This window comes from Arthrobacter sp. 49Tsu3.1M3, from assembly GCF_900168135.1.
GTDB lineage: Bacteria > Actinomycetota > Actinomycetes > Actinomycetales > Micrococcaceae > Arthrobacter.
Map to the genome: position 1 here is coordinate 79,034 of NZ_FUZD01000003.1, position 22,101 is coordinate 101,134.

General features: G+C 68.2%; 21 protein-coding genes. 13 read left to right on the plus strand and 8 right to left on the minus strand.

Going from position 1 to position 22,101, the window contains the following annotated elements; genetic code table 11:
* Nucleotides 1–18: 18 nt before the first annotated feature.
* Nucleotides 19–552: an NUDIX domain-containing protein gene (locus B5X90_RS05445; protein ID WP_079550713.1), complete on the minus strand. Its 534-nt coding sequence runs from the start codon at nt 550–552 to the stop codon at nt 19–21.
* 49 nt (nt 553–601) lie between these two features.
* Nucleotides 602–1,081, minus strand: a complete 480-nt coding sequence (locus B5X90_RS05450) for a MarR family winged helix-turn-helix transcriptional regulator (RefSeq protein ID WP_079550716.1) — start codon at nt 1,079–1,081, stop codon at nt 602–604.
* 123 nt (nt 1,082–1,204) lie between these two features.
* Between B5X90_RS05450 and B5X90_RS05455 the strand changes: the two genes are divergently transcribed.
* Genes B5X90_RS05455 through B5X90_RS05480 form a run of 6 tightly spaced genes read left to right on the plus strand, consistent with a single transcriptional unit; the run spans nt 1,205 to nt 7,849 of the window.
* Nucleotides 1,205–2,140, plus strand: a complete 936-nt coding sequence (locus B5X90_RS05455; protein WP_079550718.1) for an SDR family NAD(P)-dependent oxidoreductase — start codon at nt 1,205–1,207, stop codon at nt 2,138–2,140.
* A gap of 1 nt (nt 2,141) precedes the next feature.
* Complete coding sequence (locus tag B5X90_RS05460) at nt 2,142–3,035, plus strand: amidohydrolase family protein (protein WP_079550721.1); 894 nt, start codon at nt 2,142–2,144, stop codon at nt 3,033–3,035.
* Nucleotide 3,036: 1 nt separating this feature from the next.
* Nucleotides 3,037–4,287: an acyl-CoA dehydrogenase family protein gene (locus B5X90_RS05465; protein ID WP_079550723.1), complete on the plus strand. Its 1,251-nt coding sequence runs from the start codon at nt 3,037–3,039 to the stop codon at nt 4,285–4,287.
* Between the two features lie 55 nt (nt 4,288–4,342).
* On the plus strand, nt 4,343–4,798 hold the full coding sequence (locus B5X90_RS05470) for a MaoC family dehydratase (RefSeq protein WP_079550726.1): 456 nt from the start codon (nt 4,343–4,345) through the stop codon (nt 4,796–4,798).
* 45 nt (nt 4,799–4,843) lie between these two features.
* Nucleotides 4,844–6,229, plus strand: a complete 1,386-nt coding sequence (locus B5X90_RS05475; RefSeq protein WP_079550728.1) for an MFS transporter — start codon at nt 4,844–4,846, stop codon at nt 6,227–6,229.
* Between the two features lie 42 nt (nt 6,230–6,271).
* On the plus strand, nt 6,272–7,849 hold the full coding sequence (locus tag B5X90_RS05480; RefSeq protein WP_079550730.1) for an acyl-CoA synthetase: 1,578 nt from the start codon (nt 6,272–6,274) through the stop codon (nt 7,847–7,849).
* A 196-nt stretch (nt 7,850–8,045) separates the two neighbouring features.
* Here B5X90_RS05480 and B5X90_RS05485 read toward each other — a convergent pair whose 3' ends face one another.
* The 4 genes from B5X90_RS05485 to B5X90_RS05500 all read right to left on the minus strand — a co-directional run bounded on the left by B5X90_RS05485 (nt 8,046) and on the right by B5X90_RS05500 (nt 10,854).
* The gene (locus B5X90_RS05485) at nt 8,046–8,669 is read right to left on the minus strand and encodes a LysE family transporter (protein WP_079550732.1); all 624 of its coding nucleotides are present in this window, start codon (nt 8,667–8,669) and stop codon (nt 8,046–8,048) included.
* A 62-nt stretch (nt 8,670–8,731) separates the two neighbouring features.
* Nucleotides 8,732–9,283 (minus strand): dihydrofolate reductase family protein, encoded by a 552-nt coding sequence (locus tag B5X90_RS05490; RefSeq protein ID WP_079550735.1) that lies wholly within the window; start codon nt 9,281–9,283, stop codon nt 8,732–8,734.
* Nucleotides 9,284–9,456: 173 nt separating this feature from the next.
* Complete coding sequence (locus tag B5X90_RS05495) at nt 9,457–9,909, minus strand: hypothetical protein (protein WP_079550738.1); 453 nt, start codon at nt 9,907–9,909, stop codon at nt 9,457–9,459.
* A gap of 129 nt (nt 9,910–10,038) precedes the next feature.
* Complete coding sequence (locus B5X90_RS05500) at nt 10,039–10,854, minus strand: methyltransferase domain-containing protein (protein ID WP_079550740.1); 816 nt, start codon at nt 10,852–10,854, stop codon at nt 10,039–10,041.
* Between the two features lie 142 nt (nt 10,855–10,996).
* Between B5X90_RS05500 and B5X90_RS05505 the strand changes: the two genes are divergently transcribed.
* A complete protein-coding gene (locus tag B5X90_RS05505) occupies nt 10,997–12,349 on the plus strand; it encodes an APC family permease (protein WP_256860068.1) in 1,353 nt (450 codons plus the stop codon).
* A gap of 15 nt (nt 12,350–12,364) precedes the next feature.
* On the opposite strand, the gene B5X90_RS05510 is transcribed toward B5X90_RS05505, so the two are convergent.
* Nucleotides 12,365–12,955: a MarR family winged helix-turn-helix transcriptional regulator gene (locus B5X90_RS05510; RefSeq protein WP_372702872.1), complete on the minus strand. Its 591-nt coding sequence runs from the start codon at nt 12,953–12,955 to the stop codon at nt 12,365–12,367.
* A gap of 229 nt (nt 12,956–13,184) precedes the next feature.
* Between B5X90_RS05510 and B5X90_RS21375 the strand changes: the two genes are divergently transcribed.
* Nucleotides 13,185–15,473: an MMPL family transporter gene (locus tag B5X90_RS21375; RefSeq protein WP_079550744.1), complete on the plus strand. Its 2,289-nt coding sequence runs from the start codon at nt 13,185–13,187 to the stop codon at nt 15,471–15,473.
* 39 nt (nt 15,474–15,512) lie between these two features.
* Here B5X90_RS21375 and B5X90_RS05520 read toward each other — a convergent pair whose 3' ends face one another.
* Nucleotides 15,513–16,475, minus strand: coding sequence for an NAD-dependent epimerase/dehydratase family protein (locus tag B5X90_RS05520; RefSeq protein WP_079550747.1), 963 nt, complete (start codon nt 16,473–16,475; stop codon nt 15,513–15,515).
* 124 nt (nt 16,476–16,599) lie between these two features.
* Between B5X90_RS05520 and B5X90_RS05525 the strand changes: the two genes are divergently transcribed.
* The 5 genes from B5X90_RS05525 (at nt 16,600) to B5X90_RS05545 (ending at nt 22,090) form a co-directional block, all read left to right on the plus strand.
* Nucleotides 16,600–17,406 (plus strand): TetR/AcrR family transcriptional regulator, encoded by an 807-nt coding sequence (locus tag B5X90_RS05525; protein ID WP_256860069.1) that lies wholly within the window; start codon nt 16,600–16,602, stop codon nt 17,404–17,406.
* Between the two features lie 91 nt (nt 17,407–17,497).
* Entirely contained in the window at nt 17,498–17,974 is a 477-nt protein-coding gene (locus B5X90_RS05530) for a hypothetical protein (protein WP_079550749.1), read from the plus strand.
* Between the two features lie 327 nt (nt 17,975–18,301).
* Nucleotides 18,302–20,164 carry a molecular chaperone DnaK gene (gene dnaK / locus B5X90_RS05535; RefSeq protein WP_079550752.1) on the plus strand — a complete coding sequence of 621 codons (1,863 nt, stop codon included), beginning with the start codon at nt 18,302–18,304 and terminating at the stop codon, nt 20,162–20,164.
* A gap of 2 nt (nt 20,165–20,166) precedes the next feature.
* Nucleotides 20,167–20,838 carry a nucleotide exchange factor GrpE gene (locus tag B5X90_RS05540; protein WP_079550754.1) on the plus strand — a complete coding sequence of 224 codons (672 nt, stop codon included), beginning with the start codon at nt 20,167–20,169 and terminating at the stop codon, nt 20,836–20,838.
* Between the two features lie 268 nt (nt 20,839–21,106).
* Complete coding sequence (locus B5X90_RS05545; RefSeq protein WP_179129060.1) at nt 21,107–22,090, plus strand: DnaJ C-terminal domain-containing protein; 984 nt, start codon at nt 21,107–21,109, stop codon at nt 22,088–22,090.
* Nucleotides 22,091–22,101: the final 11 nt, after the last annotated feature.

Below are 22,101 nucleotides of genomic sequence, written 5' to 3' on the forward strand. Positions count from 1 at the left end.
AAAAATGTCAACTGACTTTTACTGCTTGTCATGCCCGGGTGCGGCTTGGTCCAGCCCAAGGTACCTGACCAGCGCGTCGAGGACCGGCAGCTGGCCCTTGACCAGCCTGGACCGGGCTGCTGGCTCGGTGCTCCATTCCGCGCGGTCGATCTCGGGGAAGCTGCCGATCGTGCCGGATCCCCTCGGCCACTCCAGCTCGAAGGTGTTGCTCACGATGCGTTCGGGCTGGAAGTCCGCTTCCGCCGTGAAGACCGCGATGATCTTGCCGGAGGGCTGGCGGAAGTCGCCGAGCAGGTGGTACTCGGCGGCGGGAGCCGGTGTGCCGATTTCCTCCGCGAACTCGCGGTGCGCGGCCGCCAGCGGGTCCTCGTCGGCGAGGTATTCACCCTTGGGGATGGACCAGCCGCGGGCGTCCTTGCGGGCCCAGAACGGTCCGCCCATGTGGGCTATCCAGACCTCGAGCTGCGGCGTGCTGCCGGATGCGCGCGCCCCGCCGGGCGGCGATGCGCTCCTTAGCCGGTACAGCAGAAGGCCGGCGCTGCGAACTGTCATGGTTCCCTCCTGCCCCGAGGGTATTCTTCCAGCGCTTGAGCGGCCGCCATCAGGCCGCCGGCCCCCACAGCGCCTTGCGGAGCAACCCCTTGAGTGTCGCGATCTCCGGGGCGCTGAGGCCGGCCAGGGCGGCGGATTCCGCGTCCCGCGCCGCGGCCTCGGCCCGCCGGAACAGGGCTTCCCCTTCCGGGGTCGAGGAAACAATCTTGGCACGCCGGTCCAGCTTCCCGGGCGCCCGGATCACCAGCCCGCGCTTCTCCAGCTCGTCGATCAGGGCGACAATCTGGCTCGGGTCCAGGCTAAGGAACTCGGCCATCTCCCGCTGGGTTGGTTCCAGCCCGCTGTTGGCCAGGGCCAGCACCGAGTAGGAGCGCTCCTTGAGATCGAACGCGGCCAGGGCGCGATTGTTCAGGACCGACCCGCCGGCATGCAGCTTGGCCAGCAGGAAGCCCGCGTCCAGGCTGATGGTTGCCGCCATGAGCTTCTCCGCCGGCTCGGTGCCCGGCTCGTCGTCAACTTCGGTCGCCATGCCAACTCCAATAGTCCTAAAAATAAATCGTTGACTTTTTCAACTATCCATATTTTCATGGATACAGAAAAGCATCCCATGCCGCGGGGCCGGATGTACAAGGCAGCTAGCAAAGGAGCGGCAATGAGCCTGTCAGGAAAAGTAGCAATCGTCACCGGAAGCGGACGGGGCCTCGGTCTGGCCTACGCCCGGGAACTTGCCCGTCAGGGCGCCGCCGTCGTCGTCAACGACGTGGACGCCGAGGTCGCCGCCGACGCTGTACGGACGATTCAGTCCGACGGGGGCCGCGCAGCCGCCGTCGTCGCACCGGTGGGCAGTTCCGACGTCGCCCGGCAGCTTGTGCAGGCAGCCGTCACGGAGTTCGGCCGGCTGGACATCTTGGTTGCCAACGCCGGCATCCTGCGGGACAAGAGCCTGCTGAAGATGACGGACGAGGACTTCGACGCCGTGATCAACGTCCACCTGCGCGGCACCTTCACCTGCGCCCGGGCGGCTTTTGGCTACTTCAAGGAGCACGGCATTCCCGGCCGCATCATCACCATCGGCTCCCCGACGGGCCAGCGCGGCAACTTCGGCCAGACCAACTACGCCGCCGCGAAGGCCGGAATCGTGGGCATGGTGCGCACCTGGGCGCTGGAAATGAAGAAAGCCGGCGTCACCGCGAATGCCGTTATTCCCGTGGCCGCCACCGCCATGACCAAGACCGTCCCGTACTTCCAGAAGGCCGTCGAGGCCGACGAGCGCGGCGAGACGATGCCGGCCTTCTTCCGCCACGACCTCGGCTTTGGCACGGCCGGCGACGTCGCCGGGCTGGTGGCATTCCTGGCCTCCGACGCTGCCGCAGGCGTCACCGGCCAGGCAATCGGAGCGGGCGGTGACCGGCTGCAACTCTGGACCCACCCCGACGCCGCCGCCACCGAATACCACGAGGGCGGCTGGGGCTACCAGGATCTTGTGGACAACTTCGGCGCGCTCTTCGGGGACAAGCTGCAAGGCGTGGGTGAGGACTTCCTGCCGCTGCCGGCGGAACTGCAGCCCGAACCGGCCGAGGTCCGCTGAGATGGCTGCCCAGCGCTACGAACTCGGCGTCGACGCCGCCTCACTCGATGCGATCGACATGCACGTCCACCTCGAAGTGGACGGTCACGGCCACGAGTCCCTTCCGGTGGCCCTGACCGAGGCCTCCGCCAAGTACTTCAAGGCCGAGGACCGGACCCCGTCACTGGACCGGATCGCCGAGGTCTACCGCGAACTGAACATGGCCGCCGTCGTCTTCACCGTCGACGCCCGGACCCAGCTCAAGCACGAGCCCAACAGCATCCCGGACCTCATTGCCGGGGCGGCGCGGAACAACGACGTCCTGATTCCCTTCGGAAGCGTGGACCCCCGTACCGGCGCTGAGGCCATCCACGGCGCCAAGCACCAGGCGATCGACCTCGGCGCGCGCGGATTCAAGTTCCACCCGAGCCTGCAGGGCTTCGACCCCTCCAACGAGCAGTTCTACCCGCTCTGGGAAACCCTGCAGGAACTGCGCTCGCCGGCCATCTTCCACACGGGACAGAACGGCATGGGGGCCGGGCTCCCCGGCGGCTACGGCATCAAGCTGGCCTACTCCAACCCGCTCCTGCTCGACGCCGTGGCCGCGGACTTCCCGGAGCTGCAAATCATCATGGCCCACCCCTCGGTGCCGTGGCAGGACGAGGCCAACTCGATCGCCACGCACAAGGCCAACGTCTTCATCGACCTCTCCGGCTGGTCCCCGAAGTACTTCCCGGAGTCCCTGGTCCGGATGGCCAACTCGGTCCTGCAGGACAAGGTCCTGTTCGGCACCGACTTCCCGCTCATCACACCGCAGAAATGGTTGGGCGCCTTCGCGGACCTGCCGCTGAAGGACGAAGTCCGCCCCAAGATCCTCAAGCGCAACGCCGTCCGCCTGCTCGGGCTCGGTGGCTGAGATGCCCGTTGAAACCGCGTCCCGGAAAACGGCCCAGGAGCGTCTCTACGGCCTTTGCGACTACTACGACGCCGAGTCCCTCCTCACCGACGCAGAGCGGAGGGTGCTGGGGCGGCTGCGGGGGTTCCTGGACACTCAGGCCCGCCCGCTCCTGGCCGACTACTGGGAGCGCGGCGAGTTCCCGAACCAGCTCGCCCGGCCGCTGGTCGATCTGGACCTCATGGAACCGTCGGAACTGACCGGCGCCCCGGGGGCGGGTCGGACACCGGCCCGGGGCATCTACCAGGGCTTCCGGATCTTCGAACTCGCCCGCACGGACGCCTCGCTGGCCACCTGGTACACGGCCCAGGCCGGGCTGTTCCGGACCGCCATCCGGGTCGGGGCCTCCGCGGAACAGCAGGCCGAATGGATGCCCAAGGTCATCGACTTCTCGCTCAAGGGCGTCTTCTCGCTGACCGAGCCGGAATCCGGCTCCGACATCGCCGGCGGACTCGCCACGACTGCCCGCAGGGAAAAGGGGCGCGAGGCTGGCCCGGGCGGCGACACCTGGGTCCTGGACGGCGCCAAGCGCTGGATCGGCGGCGCGGCAACGGCCGACGTCCTGGCCGTCTTCGCCCGCGACGTCGCCGACGGCCAGGTCAAGGCCTTCCTCGTGGACCGCGAGGCGGCCGGAGTGACCCTGGAGAAGATCCGCGGCAAGACCGCGCTGCGGATGATGCAGAACGCCCACATCACCCTCGACGGCGTCCGCGTCCCCGAGGCCAGGCGGCTCCACAACGTGAACTCGTTCAGGGACGTGGCGGCGATGCTGCGGGCCATGCGCTCGGACGTCGCGTGGATCGCCACCGGCATCCAGGCCGGGGCCTTCGAGGCGGCGTTGAAGTATGTCACCGGGCGCCAGCAGTTCGGCCGCCCGCTCGCGTCCTTCCAGCTCGTCCAGGAAAAGCTCGCCCGGATGCTCGGCAATGTCACCTCGGCGCTGTCCCTGCTGGTCCGGCTGACCGAACAGCAGGAGAAAGGCATCTACCGGGACCAGGACTCGGCCCTGGCCAAGATGCAGACCTCCCTGCTGATGCGCGAGACTGTGGCGCTGGCCCGGGAAGTGGTGGGCGGCAACGGCATCACGCTCGCGACCGACGTCGCCCGGTTCCATGCCGATGCCGAGGCCGTCTATTCCTACGAGGGCACCCACGAGATCAATGCCCTGATCGTCGGCCGGGCCCTCACCGGCCACAGCGCCTTCACCCACTGACTACGGCGCGCCGCCGTCGTCGTACAACCCAACCCAACCACTCCAGGAGCCTAAGATGCCCAACCTCGTCGTCGACTTCGACAAACTACTTACCCTCGCCGGCACCGACCTCGGCGTCACCGACTACCGCGAAATCACCCAGGAACAGATCAACAAATTCGCCGACGCCACCGGCGATGACCAGTGGATCCACGTGGACCCGGAACGGGCCAAGGACGGCCCCTTCGGCGCCCCGATCGCCCACGGCTTCCTCACCCTCTCGCTCATCATCCCGTTCTGGGGCGAGCTGTTCGACGTCGACGACGTCACCACCAAGGTCAACTACGGCCTCGACAAGGTCCGCTTCACCTCCCCCGTCAAGGTGGGTTCGCGCATCCGTATGCAGGCCACCATCGCGGAAGTCACCGAGGTCAAGGGCGGCGCCCAGATCAAGGTGGCCAACACGATCGAGATCGAAGGCCAGGAACGCCCGGCAGTCGTGGCCGAGTTCCTCGCCCGGTTCTACAAGTAAACCGCCACACCCCCTTCACCATCCCCTCTGCCATAAGGAACAACGATGTCCCAGATTTCGCAGTTGCAGGCCATGGACGCGGGTACGCGTCGCCGTGAAGCACGGACCGTCATTGCCTCCAGCTATCTCGGCAGCACCATCGAGTACTACGACTTCCTGCTCTACGCCACAGCTGCCGCGGTGGTCTTTCCCAAGGTGTTCTTCTCCGGCGCGGACGAATGGGTGGGGGTGGTGGCCGCATACGGGACGTTCGCCGCCGGCTACGTGGCGCGGCCCCTCGGCGGCATCATCTTCGGCCACTTCGGCGACCGGCTGGGACGCAAGAACATGCTGATTGTCTCAATGCTGGTCATGGGCATCGCCTCCACCCTGATCGGGCTGGTGCCAGGCGCCGCAGTGGCCGGAGCCTGGGGTGCCGTGATGCTCGTGATCCTTCGCGTCTGCCAGGGCATTGCCGTCGGAGGGGAGTGGGGCGGCGCCGCCCTCATGGCGCTTGAACACTCGGAATCGGGCAAGCGCGGCTTCGCGGCCTCGTTCGTCAACGCCGGCGCCCCCACTGGCGCGGTGCTGGGCACCCTGGTCATGGGCGCGTTCGCGGCCCTGCCCAACGAACAGTTCCTCGCCTGGGGCTGGCGCGTGCCCTTCCTGCTGTCCTTCGTCCTGCTGGGCATCGGCATGTTCGTCCGGCTCAAGGTCTCCGAAAGCCCCATCTTCAAGGCGGCACTGGAACAAGAGAAAGCCGAGCGGGAACAGGCCGAACGGGACAACACCCAGCCGCGGCAGGCGGCGCAGGGCCGAGTGCCGGTGCGCCGCGAGATTCCCCTCCTGCAGGTCCTGCGGCGGCCCAAGACCCTGATCTTCACCATGCTGGCCGGCGCGGCCGGGTTTGCGCTCCAGGTGGTGCTGGCCACGTTCTCCGTGACCTACGCCGTGTCCAAGGGTGCGGACCGGCAGGGCGTTCTCTACGCCTTCGCGGCCGCCTCCTTCGTGTCCATCGCCTTCGTGATCATGGGCGGCCGGCTCTCCGACAAGCTGGGACGGCGGCCCGTCATGATCGGCGGCCTGGTGCTCTTCATCCTGTACCTCACGCCGATGTTCCAGCTCCTGTCCTCCAACAACATCGGGCTGATCTTCGTGGCCTTCGCCGTGGGCCTCATGATCCACTCCACCCTGTTCGGCCCGCTCGCGGCGTTCGTGTCCGAGCAGTTCGGCACCACCTCGCGCTACACCGGCGCGTCGCTGGGCTACCAGCTCGCCACGCTCCTCGGCGCGGGATTCACACCGGGCATCGTGGCGCAGATCTTCAAGGATTCCGGACAGGACACCGCCGCCGTGGTCTGGTACCTGGCCATCATGTCCGTCGTGTCGATCGTCTTCATCCTGCTGACGCGCGAGCCCAAGAACAACGATCTGCAGGCTGTCCGGTCCTAACCCGGTCCGCAGGCACTACCGTCTAACTAGAAAGGATTTGCCGTGGAGAATTTTGGCATCGGCTCGTGGCTGCAACGGCGCCGCCCCAAGTCGGGCACCAAGACCGCAATCATCGCAGGGGACAGGGAGCTCAGCTACATCGAGCTCGCGGACCGTTCCAGCCGGCTCGCGAACGCCTTCCGGGACCGCGGGGTGGCCAAGGGCGACCGGGTGGCCTACCTCGGCGAAAACGATCCCGCCTTCCTGGAGACGCTCTTCGCCGCCGGCCTGGCCGGTGCCGTGTTCGTCCCGCTGAACACCCGGCTCGCGCCGCCCGAGATCCAGTTCCAGCTCCGGGACAGCGGCGCTGTCTTACTGGTCCACTCGGCGCCGCTCGCGGTGCTCGCGGAACGCGGCTCGGTGGAGACCGCTGTGGGTTCGCGGATCGTCGTCGACGAGTCGACAGCGCCAGCCAAAACAGTGCCCGAAGGCGGCGCTGGCCGGGGAACCGCTGCGGAGGCGTATGAGGCCGTCATCGCCTCCGGTGCTGCACTGGCGCCGGACGAGCCCGTGGGCCTGGACGACGGCGCCATGATCCTCTACACCTCTGGAACCACCGGAAACCCCAAAGGCGCGCTCCTGACCCACGGCAACATCACCTGGAACTGCATCAACGTGCTGGTCGATTTCGACTTTGCCTCCACCGACGTGGCCCTCATGATCTCCCCGATGTTCCACGTCGCCTCCCTGGGCATGGGCGTCCTCCCCACGCTCCTCAAAGGCGGCACCGTGATATTGGAGGCCAAGTTCGATCCCGGCCGGACGCTCGAACTCATCCAGCAGCACCACGCAACCACCATCAGCGGGGTGCCCACGACGTACCAGATGCTGTGCGAGCACCCGGACTGGGACGGCACGGACCTCAGCTCGTTGAACAAACTGACTTGCGGCGGGTCCGCGGTGCCGATGCGGGTCCTGGAAGCCTACGAGCGGAGGGGGCTGCGCTTCTCCAACGGCTACGGCATGACCGAGACGGCCCCGGGCGCCACCACGCTGCCGGCGGCGAGGTCCAGGGACAAGGCCGGGTCCTCCGGACTGCCGCATTTCTTCACCGATGTCCGGGTGGCCGATCCCCTCGAGCCGGCGTCCGGGCCCGCTGCGCCCGGAACGGTGGGGGAGATCCAGATCAAGGGTCCCAACGTCATCCATCAGTACTGGAACCGGCCCGAGGCCTCTGCGGACTCCTACACAGGGGACGGCTGGTTCAAGTCCGGCGACATGGGCTACAAAGACCCGGACGGTTTCGTGTTCATTTCCGACCGGCTCAAGGACATGATCATCTCCGGCGGGGAGAACATCTACCCGGCCGAGGTGGAGCAGGCGATCGCCGAACTCGACGCCGTCGGAAGCGTCGCGGTGATCGGGGTGCCGGACGAGAAATGGGGCGAGGTGCCGCGGGCCGTGGTGCTGCTGCGGAAGGGGGCCCGGCTCACGGAAGAGCAGCTGCGCTCCCACCTGGAGGGCCGGCTGGCGAGGTACAAGATCCCCAAATCCGTCGTCTTCGTGGACGAGATGCCCCGGACCGCGAGCGGCAAGATCCGGAAAGCGGACCTTCGGAAACTGGCGCCTGGCCGCGTCTGACAGGGGAGTGGGGACGCTCTTGGCACGAGCGTAGGAAGCGCAAGGAGGCCGGGGCCCGGCTGCGGTCCGGGGGCACTTTGGCGCGGACACGCCGCCGACAAAGGTGTCGGCGTCGAATATTGCCCGCAAAGTGCCCCCGGACGGACGCCGCCCGCTGAACGTTCCGCCGGTGCCGGGGCGCCGGCGGACGCGGTGCTTAGTGGATTGCGGCCAGGAGGACGCCGACGCCGACGAAGAGCCCGCCGAACGTCCGGTTTAGGACCTTTTGTCCGCGGGCGTCGTGGGTGAAGCGCTGGAAGGACCGGGCCGCAGCCGCGAAGAAGAACCACATGACCAGGACGTCGATCACGATCACGGTGGCGGCCAGGACCACGTACTGCGGCAGCAGCGGCTGCTCCGGCCGGATGAACTGCGGCATGAAGGCCAGGAAGAAGACCACGGCCTTGGGGTTGAGCAGATTGACCCAGAGGCCACGGCGGAACATGGACAGGCCCGGCTCGTTGCGCAGGGCGGCGGCCTTCTCCTGGTCCAGGTCCGGTTTGTGCAGGAACTGCCGGATGCCCAGATAGACCAAGTAGGCGGCGCCGGCGTAGCGGATCACGTTGAAGGCAACCGGTGAGCTCGCCACGAGCACTCCGACGCCGAGGGCCACGATCAGGATGTGCACCACGAGGGCGGCCTGCTGGCCCAGGATGCCCCAGAGGGACCGGCGGAATCCCGAGTTCAGGGAGTTGCTCATGGTGTTGATGGCGCCCGCGCCGGGAGTGAAGCTGATCAGGACGCCGGCGCCGGCCAAGGCCAGCCAAAGGGAGGGTTGCACCAGGTAAGTTTACGGCCCCGGCCGGGGCCGTCCTGGCGGGACGCCGGGACAACCGACGGGAGTCAGTCGCGGCGGAGGCCGTAGCTGAGAATCATGTTGCCTTTGCTGGTCTGCTGGGACGACTGCAGCTCCAGCCGGGTGAGGGCGTCGCCGTCGTTGAACAGCCGCCGCCCGCTGCCGGCGATCACGGGGTGGACGATCAGCATCAAGGTGTCGAGCAGCCCGGCGAACAGCAACTGGTGGACCAGCGAAATGCTGCTGAAGATCCCGATTTCGCCGCCGTCGCTGTTCTTCAGGGCCGCCACGAAGTCTTCCAGCGGGCCCTCGATCAGGCGTGAATTTTGCCATTCCAGCTCGCCTGTCAGGGTCCGGGACGCGACAAATTTCGGCAGCGGATTGATGAATCCGGCAAAGTCCGCGTCGCTTTCGGCGTTGGGCCAGTATTCCGCCCATTGCTGGTAGCCCACGCGGCCAAGGAGCGCGGTGTCGATCCGGCCCATCATCTCGCCCATCCCGGCACCGAGTTCTTCGTCGAAGCTGTCGAATTGCCACTTGAACGGGTCTTCAACCACGCCGTCCACAGAGCAGAAAAGGCCGGCCGTCAATTTGCGCATGGGTTTCTCCTTGCCGTGGGTCTCCAGTGCAGATATCTAATGCACCCTATCCGCAGACCCGGAAGCAGGGAATGGCTGCCGGCAACTCGACGGCGCACGCCCCGGAGGCCGGCCGTGCCGCCAGGATCGCAGGTCTTGGGCGTGCCCGGGGCGCGCCCAAGACCCGCTAAGGGTTAGCCGTTGGACGTGTAGCCATCCGTGGCGGTGTCCCCGGGGCCGCCATGGCCGCCACCGGGGCCGCCCTGGCCTTCCTGGGTTGCGGTCACCGTGAAGTTCGCATCCAGCAGGACAGTGGCGCGCGTGCCGTCCGCCTTCGTGATGTGGGCTTCATAGGTGGCGCCGTCGGCGTCGGTCTCCATCCGCTCGATCGTCGCATCCGGCTGGGCGGCCTTTACCGCCGCCTCGACCTTCGTGGCGGTGTCGCCGGTGAGGACCTCCTCCGTCTTTCCGTTGGCCTGGTGCGGGCCGCGCTGGCCCCCGGTGCCGTAGCCGTCGGTGGCCTGGGTCGAGGATGAGCTGCCGGTGGTATCGGCAGCCATCGCGGGGATGGCCGATGCGCCGATGGCGCCGCCGCCGATCACCGCGGCGAGCATGATGCCCGCGGTGGTCTTGTTGATCTTTGCCATGGTGAAACTCCTTTGCTGGGGCCCGGGTTACCGGGCCGGCCGAGGATTCGGCCTGTACCCAGCCTCAGGCGCGGAGTTATGGCTGCACTTTCGGCGGGCTGTGCCGGTGCTGTGACCGCCGGCCGCCGCTCACGCCCGGGCGATGATCTCGCCGTTGGGAATCAGGAACCAGCCGTCGTCGGTGGAGCCCCACCGGTGCCAGCCCGCGGAAATCCGGGCCAGGTCCGCCTCGCTGGCCAGGCCGTACTCGAGCGCCTGGTCGGCAAAGGATGAATGCAGCACCCGCTCGCCCCACACCCTGGCCTGCCAGCGCCGCTGCTGCCCGGTGGCGTAGAGCCAGTTGCTGCTGGACGGCGCCACGTCCGTGAACCCGGCGGCCTGCGCCCAGGACACGAGCCGGCGGCCGGCGTCGGGCTCGGCGCCATTGCGTCGGGCGATCCGCTGGTAGAGCTCCATCCAGTCGTCGAGCTCGGGGATGGCCGGGTACCAGCTCATGCCGTGGAAGTCGGCGTCGCGCACTGCCACCATCCCGCCTGCCTTGGCCGCCCGCCGCATCTCCCGCAGCGCGGCAACGGGATCGGTGAGGTGCTGGAGGACCTGATGGGCGTGGACGACGTCGAAGGATTCGTCCGGGAAGTCGAGGTCATAGATGTTGCCGGCGGCAAAGCCGACGTTGTCCACGCCGCGCTCGACGGCGAGGGCCGCGGCCTGGGCGATGATGTCGGGGGAGCGGTCCAGGCCCGTGACCCTGCCCGGCGCCACCAGCTCCGCGAAGTCGCACGTGATGCTTCCCGGTCCGCAGCCGACGTCGAGGACGGAGGTCCCGGGCGTGAGATGCGGCAGCACGAACGCTGCCGAGTTTTCCGCCGTGCGGGAGGCATGGGCACGGACCACCGACTCGTGGTGGCCGTGCGTGTACACATCGTCAGGCTGCTGCGCACTCATAAAGGAACGCTACCCTCCCGCGCCCGGAAAAGGGTGGATCCCCAACTGCGGGTCAGCAGGCGCGCTCCGGCAGGCAGTTTTTCGCGGGTGGCCGTCAGTTTTGCCGCTTCCGGCGCCGGCGATTCTACGGATGAATGGAGGGGTGAAAGTCAACAACAGCAATGACGCCGCCGGCAACGGACTGGGCCTGTTCCGGGCCACCGGAATCTATGTCGGCGCGATCCTGGGCTCGGGTGTCCTGGTGCTTCCCGCCATCGCCGCGAAGGAGGCCGGCCCGGCGTCGCTCCTGGCCTGGGCCGTCCTGCTGGTGTTCTGCATTCCGGTTGCCTTCAGCTTCGCCGAAATGAGCCGGCAGCAGCCCGACGCCGGTGGGATCGCCCACTTCGTCAAGCGTGCCTTCGGCCGCCGCGCCTCGGTGGTGGCCGGGTACCTCTTCTACTTTTCGATCCCCTTCGGGGCCCCGGCCACGGCCGTGATCGGCGGCAACTACATCGCCCACGCCGTCGGCGGCGGCCGGGACACCGCAGTCCTCGCGGCGGCGGTGATCCTGCTGGCCGCCTTCGCGAGCAACGCCGTCGGCATCAGGGTTTCCAGCCGCATGCAACTGGCGCTCATGGTGCTGCTCGTGGCGCTGCTCGCGCTCGCGGTCGTGCTCGCGGCACCGCACGCCAAAGCGGAAAATTTCCAGCCCTTCGCCCCGCACGGCTACTGGGCGGTCGGCGGTGCCGCGAGCCTGCTGTTCTTCTGCTTCGCCGGTTGGGAAGCCGTCTCGCACCTGGCCGGAGAGTTCCGGAACCCCGGGCGCGATCTCCGGCGGGCCACGTGGCTCACGCTGATAGTGGTGGGCGCGGTCTACATTGGCGTTGTCGCCGCCTCGGTGGCCGTCCTCGGCCCGGAGCTGCCCGCTACGGCGGTGCCCGTCGCGGCGTTGCTGGAGAAGGGGTTGGGCTCATTGGCGGCCCCGCTCACCGCGGTTGCGGCGGCGGTTTTGACGTTCGGCCCCATCAACACCTTCGTGGCCGGGGCCAGCCGGCTCGGGGCCGCCCTGGCGACCGACGGCGTGCTGCCGCCCGCCCTGGCACGCGGTGCCGGGCGCGGACAGGTGCCCGCCGGAAGCCTGGCAACACTGGCCGTCCTGACCTTGCTGTCCTTCGCCGCGGCCGTCGCCGGACTCACCGACATGCAGTTCCAGATCGGCGCCGCCTCGGCGTGTTTCACGGCCGTCACCGCGTTTGGGCTGGCGGCCGGCATCCGGCTGCTGCAGCCGCGGACGGTTGCCTGGTACGGCGTGATCGTGGCGGCCGGGGTCATGGTGGCCGTCCTGCTCTTTAGCGGCTGGGCGCTGGGGGTTCCGCTGGCCCTGGCTGCGGCCGCCGTCGGCGTCGGCAGGCGCTTTGGCGGGACCCCAGAACCGGAAACGACGCCGGAAACGGCGCCTTCCGCACTGGCGGAGGCGCTCCCTGGTGGCCGGCCGCAGGCCGCCGCGCACCCTTAACGCCCGGGCTGCGAATCAGCCGGGGTGCTGCCCCGGCTCCTGTTCCGGCTGCTGTTCCGGCCCGGGGCCGCGGGCCGCTTCCTCACCGGCCCGGACGGTGGCGTCGATCATGGAGTTCATGAACCGGGTGACGATCTCCAGTTCCTCCGGCGTGAAGTTCGCCATGGCTGCGCCCATGTGGCGGGCCAGCGGGAGGAACATGGCGCCGCCGTCCCGGTAGGCCTTGGGCGTCATGCGCAGCTGCACCTGGCGGCGGTCCGCGCCCTCGCGCTCACGGACCACGTGCCCGGAACTGTGGAGCCGGTCGATCAGTGCGGTGGTGGCCGGGGAGCTGAGGTTCAGCTCTTTCCTCAGCACCCCTGGAGTGACAATCTGGTCCCGCGCCGTGTGCCGCATGATGACGGCGAGGGCGTTGAGGTCCGTGCGGTGCATGTCATTGCGTCCGCCGGCGGAATCCACATAGCGGTTGGCTTCGAGGGTGAATTCCTGCAGGAGCCGGACGAGGGGCGGCGGACCGGCGGCTTCGGGCGGGACTGTGTTCCTGGGCGGGACCGCGTCTTCGGACGGGCCGGCGTCTTCGGACAGGCCCGGGTATTCGGCTGACACGGCGGACCTCCTTCGTCCCTTGATCCTGCCCCGGCGGTCTGACCGCGGCAGGCCGGCGCTGTCGACGGCGCCTTCGGGAGTCTACTGCAGGGTCTGCGCAGCGGCCTGGCGCCGGTTGTCTCTTCATTCTCCTCCGGCGCCCCGGCTCACTGAATTATCTCTATGATGGAGATAGTCTACTATGGAGTTGATCTCTGGTCCCACTCCGAGGCGCACCCTGGAAGGAAACATGAAAACCACTTCGTCCGCGGCGACGCGTGTACCGTTCTGGCTGCGTTGGCTGATCCCCGCAGTGCTCGTCCTGGCCTGGCTGGCGATCGCCGGCGTCGGCGGCCCTACATTCGGCCGCCTGAGCGAGGTGTCATCGAATGACCAGGCATCGTTCCTTCCCGCCGGGGCCGAGGCCACCGAGGCCGCGGACTGGCAGGCCAAGTTCAGGGACTCCAAGGAGATCCCGGCAGTGATCGTGGTTGAGAGCGACTCCGCCTTCACCCCGGCCCAGCTCCGCGAGGCCGCGGCCCTCAAGGGCAAGCTGGAGGCCCTGCAGGCCGGGAGCACGGTGATCGGTCCCATCCCCTCCGAAGACGCCAAGGCAGTCCAGTTCGTGGTGCCCATTGATTCCTCGGCGGAAGTGAAAACGGTCGTCAAGGAACTGCGCAACGCGGTCCAGGCATCCGCGCCGGCCGGAATGCAGACCTTCGTCACCGGACCGGCCGGACTCACTGCAGACCTGGTGAGTGCCTTTGCCGGCATCGACGGCATCCTGCTGCTCGTGGCCCTGGGCGCCGTGTTCCTGATCCTGCTGATCGTCTACCGGTCCCTGCTGCTGCCCGTCATGGTGCTGTTCACCTCGGTCTTCGCGCTGTGCGCCGCGATCCTGCTGGTGTTCGGCATGGCCAAGGCCGGCTGGATCCAGTTGAACGGCCAGAGCCAGGGCATCCTGTCTATCCTGGTGATCGGCGCAGCCACCGACTACGCCCTGCTGTACGTGGCCCGGTTCCGCGAAGCCCTGACCCACACCACCAACCGGACGGCCGCCGCCGTCACCGCATGGAAGGCGGCCTGGGAACCGATCCTGGCCTCCGGCGCCACCGTGATCATCGCTCTGCTCTGCCTGCTGTTCTCCGACCTCAACTCCAACAAGGCCCTCGGCCCGGTGGCGGCGGCGGGCATCCTCTGCGCGCTCTTCGCCGCCCTGACCCTGCTGCCGGCCCTGATGGCACTGCTGGGCCGGGCCGCGTTCTGGCCGTTCCGGCCCAAACTGCTCCCGGAAACCGATCGGGAACCCGAACTGGTCACCGGCCTCGAGGGGCAGAAGGGACTCTGGCGGGCCACCGGTTCGCTCGTATCCCGCCGGCCGCGCACGGTCTGGGTCGCCTCGGTGCTGCTGCTCCTGGTGGCCGCTACCGGCCTCCTGCAGCTCAAAGCCAACGGCGTCGCCCAGACCGACGTCATCCTCACCGCCTCCAATGCCGTCGACGGGCAGGATGCCCTGGGCCGGCACTTCGACGCCGGGTCCGGCAGCCCCGCGGTGATCGTGGCCGACGAGGCAAAGGCCCAGGACGTGCTGGCGAAGCTAAAGACCAGCGACGGCGTCGGGGACGCCTATCTGCTGGCCGAAGGCGGTGCCCCGGTCATCACGGGTGCCCCGGCTGCCCCGGGTGCCCCGGCTGCCCCGGGTGCCCCGGCTGCCCCGGCTGCCCCGGGCGCCCCGGCTGCCCCGGCAACCAGGGACGGGAAGGTCCTGATTAACGCCACGCTGAACCACGCCGCGGACTCCGCCGAGGCCGAAAACGCCGTGGTGTCGCTTCGCCAGGACCTGAAGAAGATTGACGCCGGTGTGCTGGTCGGCGGTGTGACGGCCACGGCGCTGGATACCAACACCACTGCCCAGCGCGACCTCGTCACCATCATCCCGGTGGTCCTGGGCGTCATCCTGGTCATCCTCATGCTGCTGCTGCGCTCGGTGCTCGCGCCGGTCCTGCTCGTCGCCTCCGTGGTCCTGTCCTACGCCGCCGCGACGGGCGTCTCCGCCTTCGTGTTCAACAATGTCTTCGGCTTCCCGGGCGCGGATGCGACGGTGCCCCTGTTCGGCTTCGTCTTCCTCGTGGCACTGGGCGTCGACTACAACATCTTCCTGATGAGCCGGGTCCGGGAGGAATCCCTCAAGCACGGCACCCGGGCCGGCATCCTGCGCGGCCTCGTAGTGACGGGCGGGGTCATCACCTCTGCCGGGGTGGTCCTGGCTGCCACGTTCGCGGCCCTCGGCGTCATCCCGATCATGTTCCTGGTCCAGCTCGCCTTCATCGTCGCGTTCGGCGTCCTGCTGGACACGGTGCTGGTCCGCTCCCTGCTGGTGCCCGCGCTGGCCTACGACATCGGCCCGCGGCTTTGGTGGCCCGGCAAGCTCGGCCGGCCCGGGAGCGGGGCCGCGGCCCGCGACGGCGCCCGGGCCACGCTGTCTGCCGAAAATCCGAAGGCAGACCCGGCTGAAAATGAGGCGGCCGGGGTCCGCTAGGCGGAACCGAAGACCGCAGCCGCCGTCACCGTCCCCCAGTCACCGCCCACCGTCCCGCCACCAGGCGACGGTGGCGGCGGCTGCCTCCTGCAGCGGGGTCGGTGTGAGCCCCAGGGCGGCCTGGCTCGCCGTGGAATCCATGACGAAGGGGTGCTCGAACTGGTACAGGGTCTCGGTCAGGTCCCGCATATCCGGAGAAAACACCCCCATTGCCCTCACTGCCCACCCGGGAATACCGGCGACGCGCGGTGCCCGGGCGCCGGCCGCCCTGGCGAATGCCCCCGCGATCTCGCGCTGGGTCAGTGCAGGTCCGGTGGGCGCGTGCCATACCCGGTTCCACACCTGAGGCCTGTCAGCCGCGGCAATCATGGCGGCCGCAAGGTCCGGGACGTACGTGAAGGAATGCGGCTGGTCCGCCCGCCCGATCACCTGCATTGGCTTGCCGGTCGCGACGGGCCGGACCATGCGCTCGCCGGCGTGCGAGTTGCGGACCCGCGGCCCGAAGAAATCGCCGGCCACCATGCTCACGGTGGCGGTGGGGGAGGCCGCCCGGGCCGCGAGCAGTGCGGTCCGGACTCCGCGCTTGCCGCCCTGCGCCTGCCGGGGGCTGTCCTCGGTCATGATGTTGTCCGGGGCGCTGTAGGAGTACAGGCTTTCCGGAAAGACCGCGACGGCGCCCACCGCACCCGCCGCGGCGAGCACATTCAGCTCGGCGGGCGGCAGTTCCCTGGCCCACACCTCGGCGTTGTACCGCGAGCCGTGGATGCAGTGAAAAACGGCCGCGGCGCCCTGGAGGGCCTCGCCGAGCGGAGCGGGCTCGGAGACGTCGAGCGACAGCCGTTCCACCAGCGGGTGTGCGGGTCCGCTGCCGGACCTCGTCAGGAGGCGCACCCGGTGGCCCGCCGCTGCCAACTGTTCGGCGACGGTCCAGCCCACCGGGCCGGCCCCTGTGACGACATGGAGCCTGGACGGTTGGTGCCCGGAGGCTGCAGGTTGGGACATTCCGATCTCCTTTTGAAATAACGAGAGCAGTGCTCTCCTATTTAGGATGCGACGCGGTGGCCGGCAAGTCAAGAGTGGTGCTCACATTTGTTGACAGTGCTCTTGGATGTGGAATGCTGGACTCATGCCAGACGCCAGGATTGAATCCGCGATAGACGCCGGCGTTGCAGCCAGCCAGTCCGGCCCGGCCGGTGCGGCCCCGGCGGCGGTGCGGCTGCGCACCCCGCGCGAGCGTGCCCGCGCCCAGACGGTGGCCGATATTGTCCGCCTGGGCCGTGAGCATCTGGCGGTGCACGGTGCCGCCGCGCTGTCCCTCCGTGCCGTGGCCCGTGATCTCGGGGTCGTTTCTTCGGCAGTCTACCGCTACGTGGAGAGCCGCGAGGAGCTGCTGACCCTTCTGCTGATTGATGCGTACAACGAACTTGGCGATGCCGTGGATGCCGCCGTCGGGGCCGCGCCGGAGGATGACTTCTACGGGCGCTTCGCGGCGCTGGGCGGCGCGGTGCGGGACTGGGCGCTGCACGAGCCATCGCGCTACGCACTGCTCTTTGGCAGTCCGGTGCCCGGTTACCGGGCCCCGGCGGAGCGGACCACCGGTCCCGGGACGAGGGTGATTACGGCCCTCGTTCGCATCCTCGACGGCGCCTTCCGGGCCGGACGGCTCTCCACGACCGGCCGGCAGGGTCCCGCCGTGCCCGCCGGACTGGCGGGGGACCTGGCGAAAATCCGCGCCGAGTTCGGCCTGGCGGTGCCGGATGACCTCCTGGCCCGCGGCGCACTGGCCTGGACCTCACTCTTCGGCGCCGTCAGCTTCGAGGTTTTCGGCCAGTACGGCCCAGACACGTTCACTGCCCGGGAGGAGCTCTTCGGCCACCACCTCGCGGTGCTTGCCGACGTCGCGGGGCTCCCTCCGGCCGGCGCTGCCCGGTAAACCAGGTTCCCCTGTTGCCCTGCCGTGGCGATCGATAGACTGCCCCTGCGCCCGCACGGGCGCGCCAGATGCGTCCAGGAAGGATCCATCCATGTCTGAAGAGACCAGGCCTGAAGAGAACAGGCCTGCAGAGAACACGCCTGAAGAGAATGTCCCCGGAAAAGCGGCGCCCCGGAACGTCGATGCCGTTCCCGCGGACGATGAGGCTGAGGCCGCGGCACCCGAGGGGCAATACGTCGAGGGCGACTACGGCTCCGCCGGCACGGCAGGCCAAGTCCCGCCCACCGCCGTCGAGGGGGAGTATGCGGCGGGAGACTACGGCGAGGCCGGCGTGGCCGGAGCCGCCGTCGTCGGCGACGTGGAAGGCGACTATCCCGAGGGCGACTACGGCGAGGGCGGGGTCTCCGGTGAGCCCGCCGGCGTCGCCGGTGAGTCGGCCGGCGTCGCCGAAGAAGGTGAATACCCCGAAGGCGACTACGGGAGCGCCGGCACGTCCCGTCCCGAGGGATCCGCCCGGCCGGCAGCGGGAGAACCTGCCGACGGCGACGCCGCTCAGGGCGACAACTAAAGAGTCCCGCCCAGGGCTGTGCCCCGGCGCCCCGGGTGCAGGTTCGCGCAGGGCGAAACGCCGCCCGGGGCGCGCCGGTAATGCAGGATTGCGGGGAATTTTGGCGGCGGGAAGCTGCCGCGGGCGGACCGGGAAATCAAAGTTGAGTCGACTTCACTCAACTTTGAATTGACTTATGTCCCCCTCTGGGTAAAGTTGAGTGTAGATCGCTCAATAACGGTCGGACCCAATGCGGTTAGAGCCACTGTGGTGAGAGCCATTGTGGTTTGAGCCACTGCGGGTCCGCGGCCATCTCCGCAAGATTCCAAGGAAGTAAGGAAACAATCCATGTCACGTGCAGTAGGTATTGACCTCGGAACCACTAACTCCGTCGTCTCCGTTCTCGAAGGTGGCGAGCCCACCGTCATTGCCAACGCCGAGGGTGGCCGCACCACGCCGTCGGTTGTTGCCTTCTCCAAGTCCGGCGAGGTCCTGGTCGGCGAGATCGCCAAGCGCCAGGCCGTCAACAACATCGACCGCACCATCGCGTCCGTCAAGCGCCACATGGGCACTGACTGGACCGTCGCCATTGACGACAAGAAGTACACGGCGCAGGAAATTTCCGCCCGTATCCTCATGAAGCTCAAGAACGACGCCGAGTCCTACCTCGGTGAAAAGGTCACCGACGCCGTCGTCACCGTGCCGGCCTACTTCAACGACGCCCAGCGCCAGGCCACCAAGGAGGCCGGCGAAATCGCAGGCCTGAACGTCCTGCGCATCGTCAACGAGCCCACCGCGGCCGCCCTGGCCTACGGCCTGGACAAGGGCAAGGAAGACGAGCTCATCCTGGTCTTCGACCTCGGCGGCGGAACCTTTGACGTCTCCCTCCTGGAGGTCGGCAAGGATGAGGACAACTTCTCCACCATCCAGGTCCGCGCCACCGCCGGTGACAATCACCTCGGCGGCGACGACTGGGACCAGCGCGTCGTGGAGTACCTGCTGAACCAGCTCAAGGTCAAGGGCATCGACCTCACGAAGGACAAGATCGCCCTGCAGCGTCTCCGCGAAGCCGCGGAGCAGGCCAAGAAGGAACTCTCTTCCTCCTCCAGCACCAACGTTTCCCTCCAGTACCTGTCCGTCACCCCCGACGGCCCGGTCCACCTGGACGAGCAGCTGACCCGCGCCAAGTTCCAGGACCTCACCAAGGACCTGCTGGACCGCACCAAGAAGCCGTTCCAGGACGTCATCAAGGAAGCCGGCATCAAGCTCTCCGAGATCGACCACATCGTGCTCGTCGGCGGCTCCACCCGCATGCCGGCCGTCTACGACCTCGTCAAGGAACTGGCCGGCGGCAAGGAGCCCAACAAGGGCGTCAACCCCGATGAGGTCGTCGCCGTCGGCGCAGCCCTGCAGGCCGGTGTCCTCAAGGGCGAGCGCAAGGACGTGCTGCTGATCGACGTCACCCCGTTGTCGCTTGGCATCGAAACCAAGGGCGGCATCATGACGCACCTGATCGAGCGCAACACCGCCATCCCGACCAAGCGGAGCGAGACCTTCACGACTGCGGATGACAACCAGCCGTCCGTGGCCATCCAGGTCTTCCAGGGCGAGCGTGAGTTCACCCGCGACAACAAGCCGCTGGGCACGTTCGAGCTGACCGGCATCGCGCCGGCCCCCCGCGGCGTTCCGCAGGTCGAGGTCACCTTCGACATCGACGCCAACGGCATCGTGCACGTTTCGGCGAAGGACAAGGGCACCGGCAAGGAACAGTCCATGACCATCACCGGCGGCACCGCGCTGTCCAAGGAAGACATCGACCGCATGGTCCACGACGCCGAAGAGCACGCAGCCGAGGACAAGGCCCGCCGCGAGGCAACCGACACCCGCAACACGGCCGAGCAGCTCGCCTACTCCGTGGACAAGCTGATCGCTGACAACGCCGACAAGCTGCCCGAAGAGGTCAAGACCGAGGTCAAGGCAGACGTCGACGCCCTCAAGAAGGCCCTCGAAGGCACCGATGACGCCGCCGTGAAGACCGCGTTCGAGAAGCTCCAGGCTTCCCAGACCAAGCTCGGCGAAGCCATCTACGCACAGGCCGGTTCCCCCGACGGCCACGCCGGTGCGCAGGGCGCCCCCGCAGGCGAGCCGGCAGCGGGCTCCGACGAGGACATCGTCGACGCCGAAATCGTTGACGAAGACGAGAAGAAGTAATCATGCCGCACCACGGTAACGAAGAAGAGCACGGTTCTTCCGAGAGCCGGCGCGACGCGGAACAGCAGGAGAACGAGCCGCAGAAGCCGGTGATCCACGACAACCGCAAGGTTGATCCGAAGACCGGCCAGGCCCGCCACCCCGGCCAGGAGCACGCAGCTGCCCCCGCAGACTCCGGGGACGCCCTGTCCCAGGCGGAGGACATCCTCAACAGTGTTGAGGTGCCCGCCGCGGAATCCGTAGCCCAGGGCGCGCCCGCTGCCGAGGCGGAGGAGCTCAGGAATGACCTCCGCCGCCTGCAGGCCGAGTACGTCAACTACCGCAAGCGGGTCGAGCGCGACCGGGCCGTGGCGGGCGAGATGGCCGTCATCGGCGTCCTGAACGCGCTGCTGCCGGTACTGGACGACGTCGACGCCGCCCGCCAGCACGGCGACCTCGCGGACGGCCCTTTCGCCGCGATCGCCGCCAAACTGGAGGCTGCGCTGAAGACGTACGGACTGGTCCGCATCGATGAGACCGGCGTGGAGTTCGATCCGACCATCCACGAGGCCCTCATCCAGCAGCCCGGCACGGATATCGAAATCGACACCGTCAGCCAGGTGCTGCGCTCGGGCTACAAGTCCGGCGACCGCGTCCTCCGCGCGGCCCAGGTGATCGTGGCGGTACCGGCGTAGGTTGCCTCTGGCGCTCCGCCGGATAGGGGGCGGTGCCCGCTTCGCGGTGCCCTCCACACCGCCGCCCCCTATCCGGCCTCCGCGCCAGCGTGTTGCTCGCCTAAAGTGAGTTGAGAAACAGCGCGAAGCAGATGATGGGCCCCGGGAGTGGCATCGGGCCTGTCGGAGCGTGGTGGCCTGGTCCGTCAGGACCAGGCCACCACGCGAAGGGGCTGGGGGCCCATCATCTGCGAAGCGCACTCTGCACGACTTTTGAAAGGAAACGCCATTGGCTAGCCAGGACTGGGTGGACAAGGACTTCTACAAGATCCTTGGTGTCGCCAAGGACGCTTCCGACGCCGACATCAAGAAGGCTTACCGCAAACTTGCCCGGCAGCACCACCCGGACACCAATGCGGGGAACGTCGCGTCGGAGAAGAAGTTCAAGGACATCTCCGAGGCCTATTCCGTGCTCTCGGACCCCGATGAGCGCCAGCAGTACGACGCGATCCGGGCCATGGGCGGCGGCGCACGCTTTGCCCCCGGCGGCAGCGGCGGGGCCGGCGGCGGAGCGGGCTTCGAGGACCTCTTCGGCGGGCTCTTTACCGGCGGCGGGGGCCGCCACTCCGGCGGCTACAGCACGGCCGGCGGCATTCCGCCCGAGTTCGCAGATCTCTTCGGCGGCGGCGGATTCGGCGGCGGAGGCCAGTCCTTCCAGCGGGCTCCGCAGAAGGGCTCGGACCGCACCGCGTCCACCTCGATCTCATTCGGCGGGTCCATCCGCGGCACCACGATCGGCCTGCGTGAACCGGACGGTGAGGTCATCGACGTCCGCATCCCGGCCGGCATCAAGGACGGACAAAAGGTCCGCGTCCGCGGCAAGGGGCAGTACGCCCCCGCCGGCAACGGCGACCTCATGGTCACCGTCTCGGTAAAGCCGCACGAATTCTACGTCCGCGACGGCGACAACCTCCGGATCCACGTCCCGGTCTCCTTCCCGGAGGCGGCCCTGGGCGCAGACATCGAGGTTCCGACGATCGACGGCGACACGGTCAAGGTCAGGGTTCCGGCAGGGACGCCTTCGGGCAGGACCCTGCGCGTCAAAGGCCGCGGCGTCAAGCACGCCAAAGCCACCGGCGATCTGCTGGTGACGATCGACGTCGCTGTTCCGCGGAAGCTGAACAAGGAAGCGGAGGAGGCCGTGAAGGCCTTCGCCGCGGCCACCGCCAATGAGGACGTCCGCGCGGGCCTGGCAGCCAAGGCCCGGCTCTAGGAACGGGATCC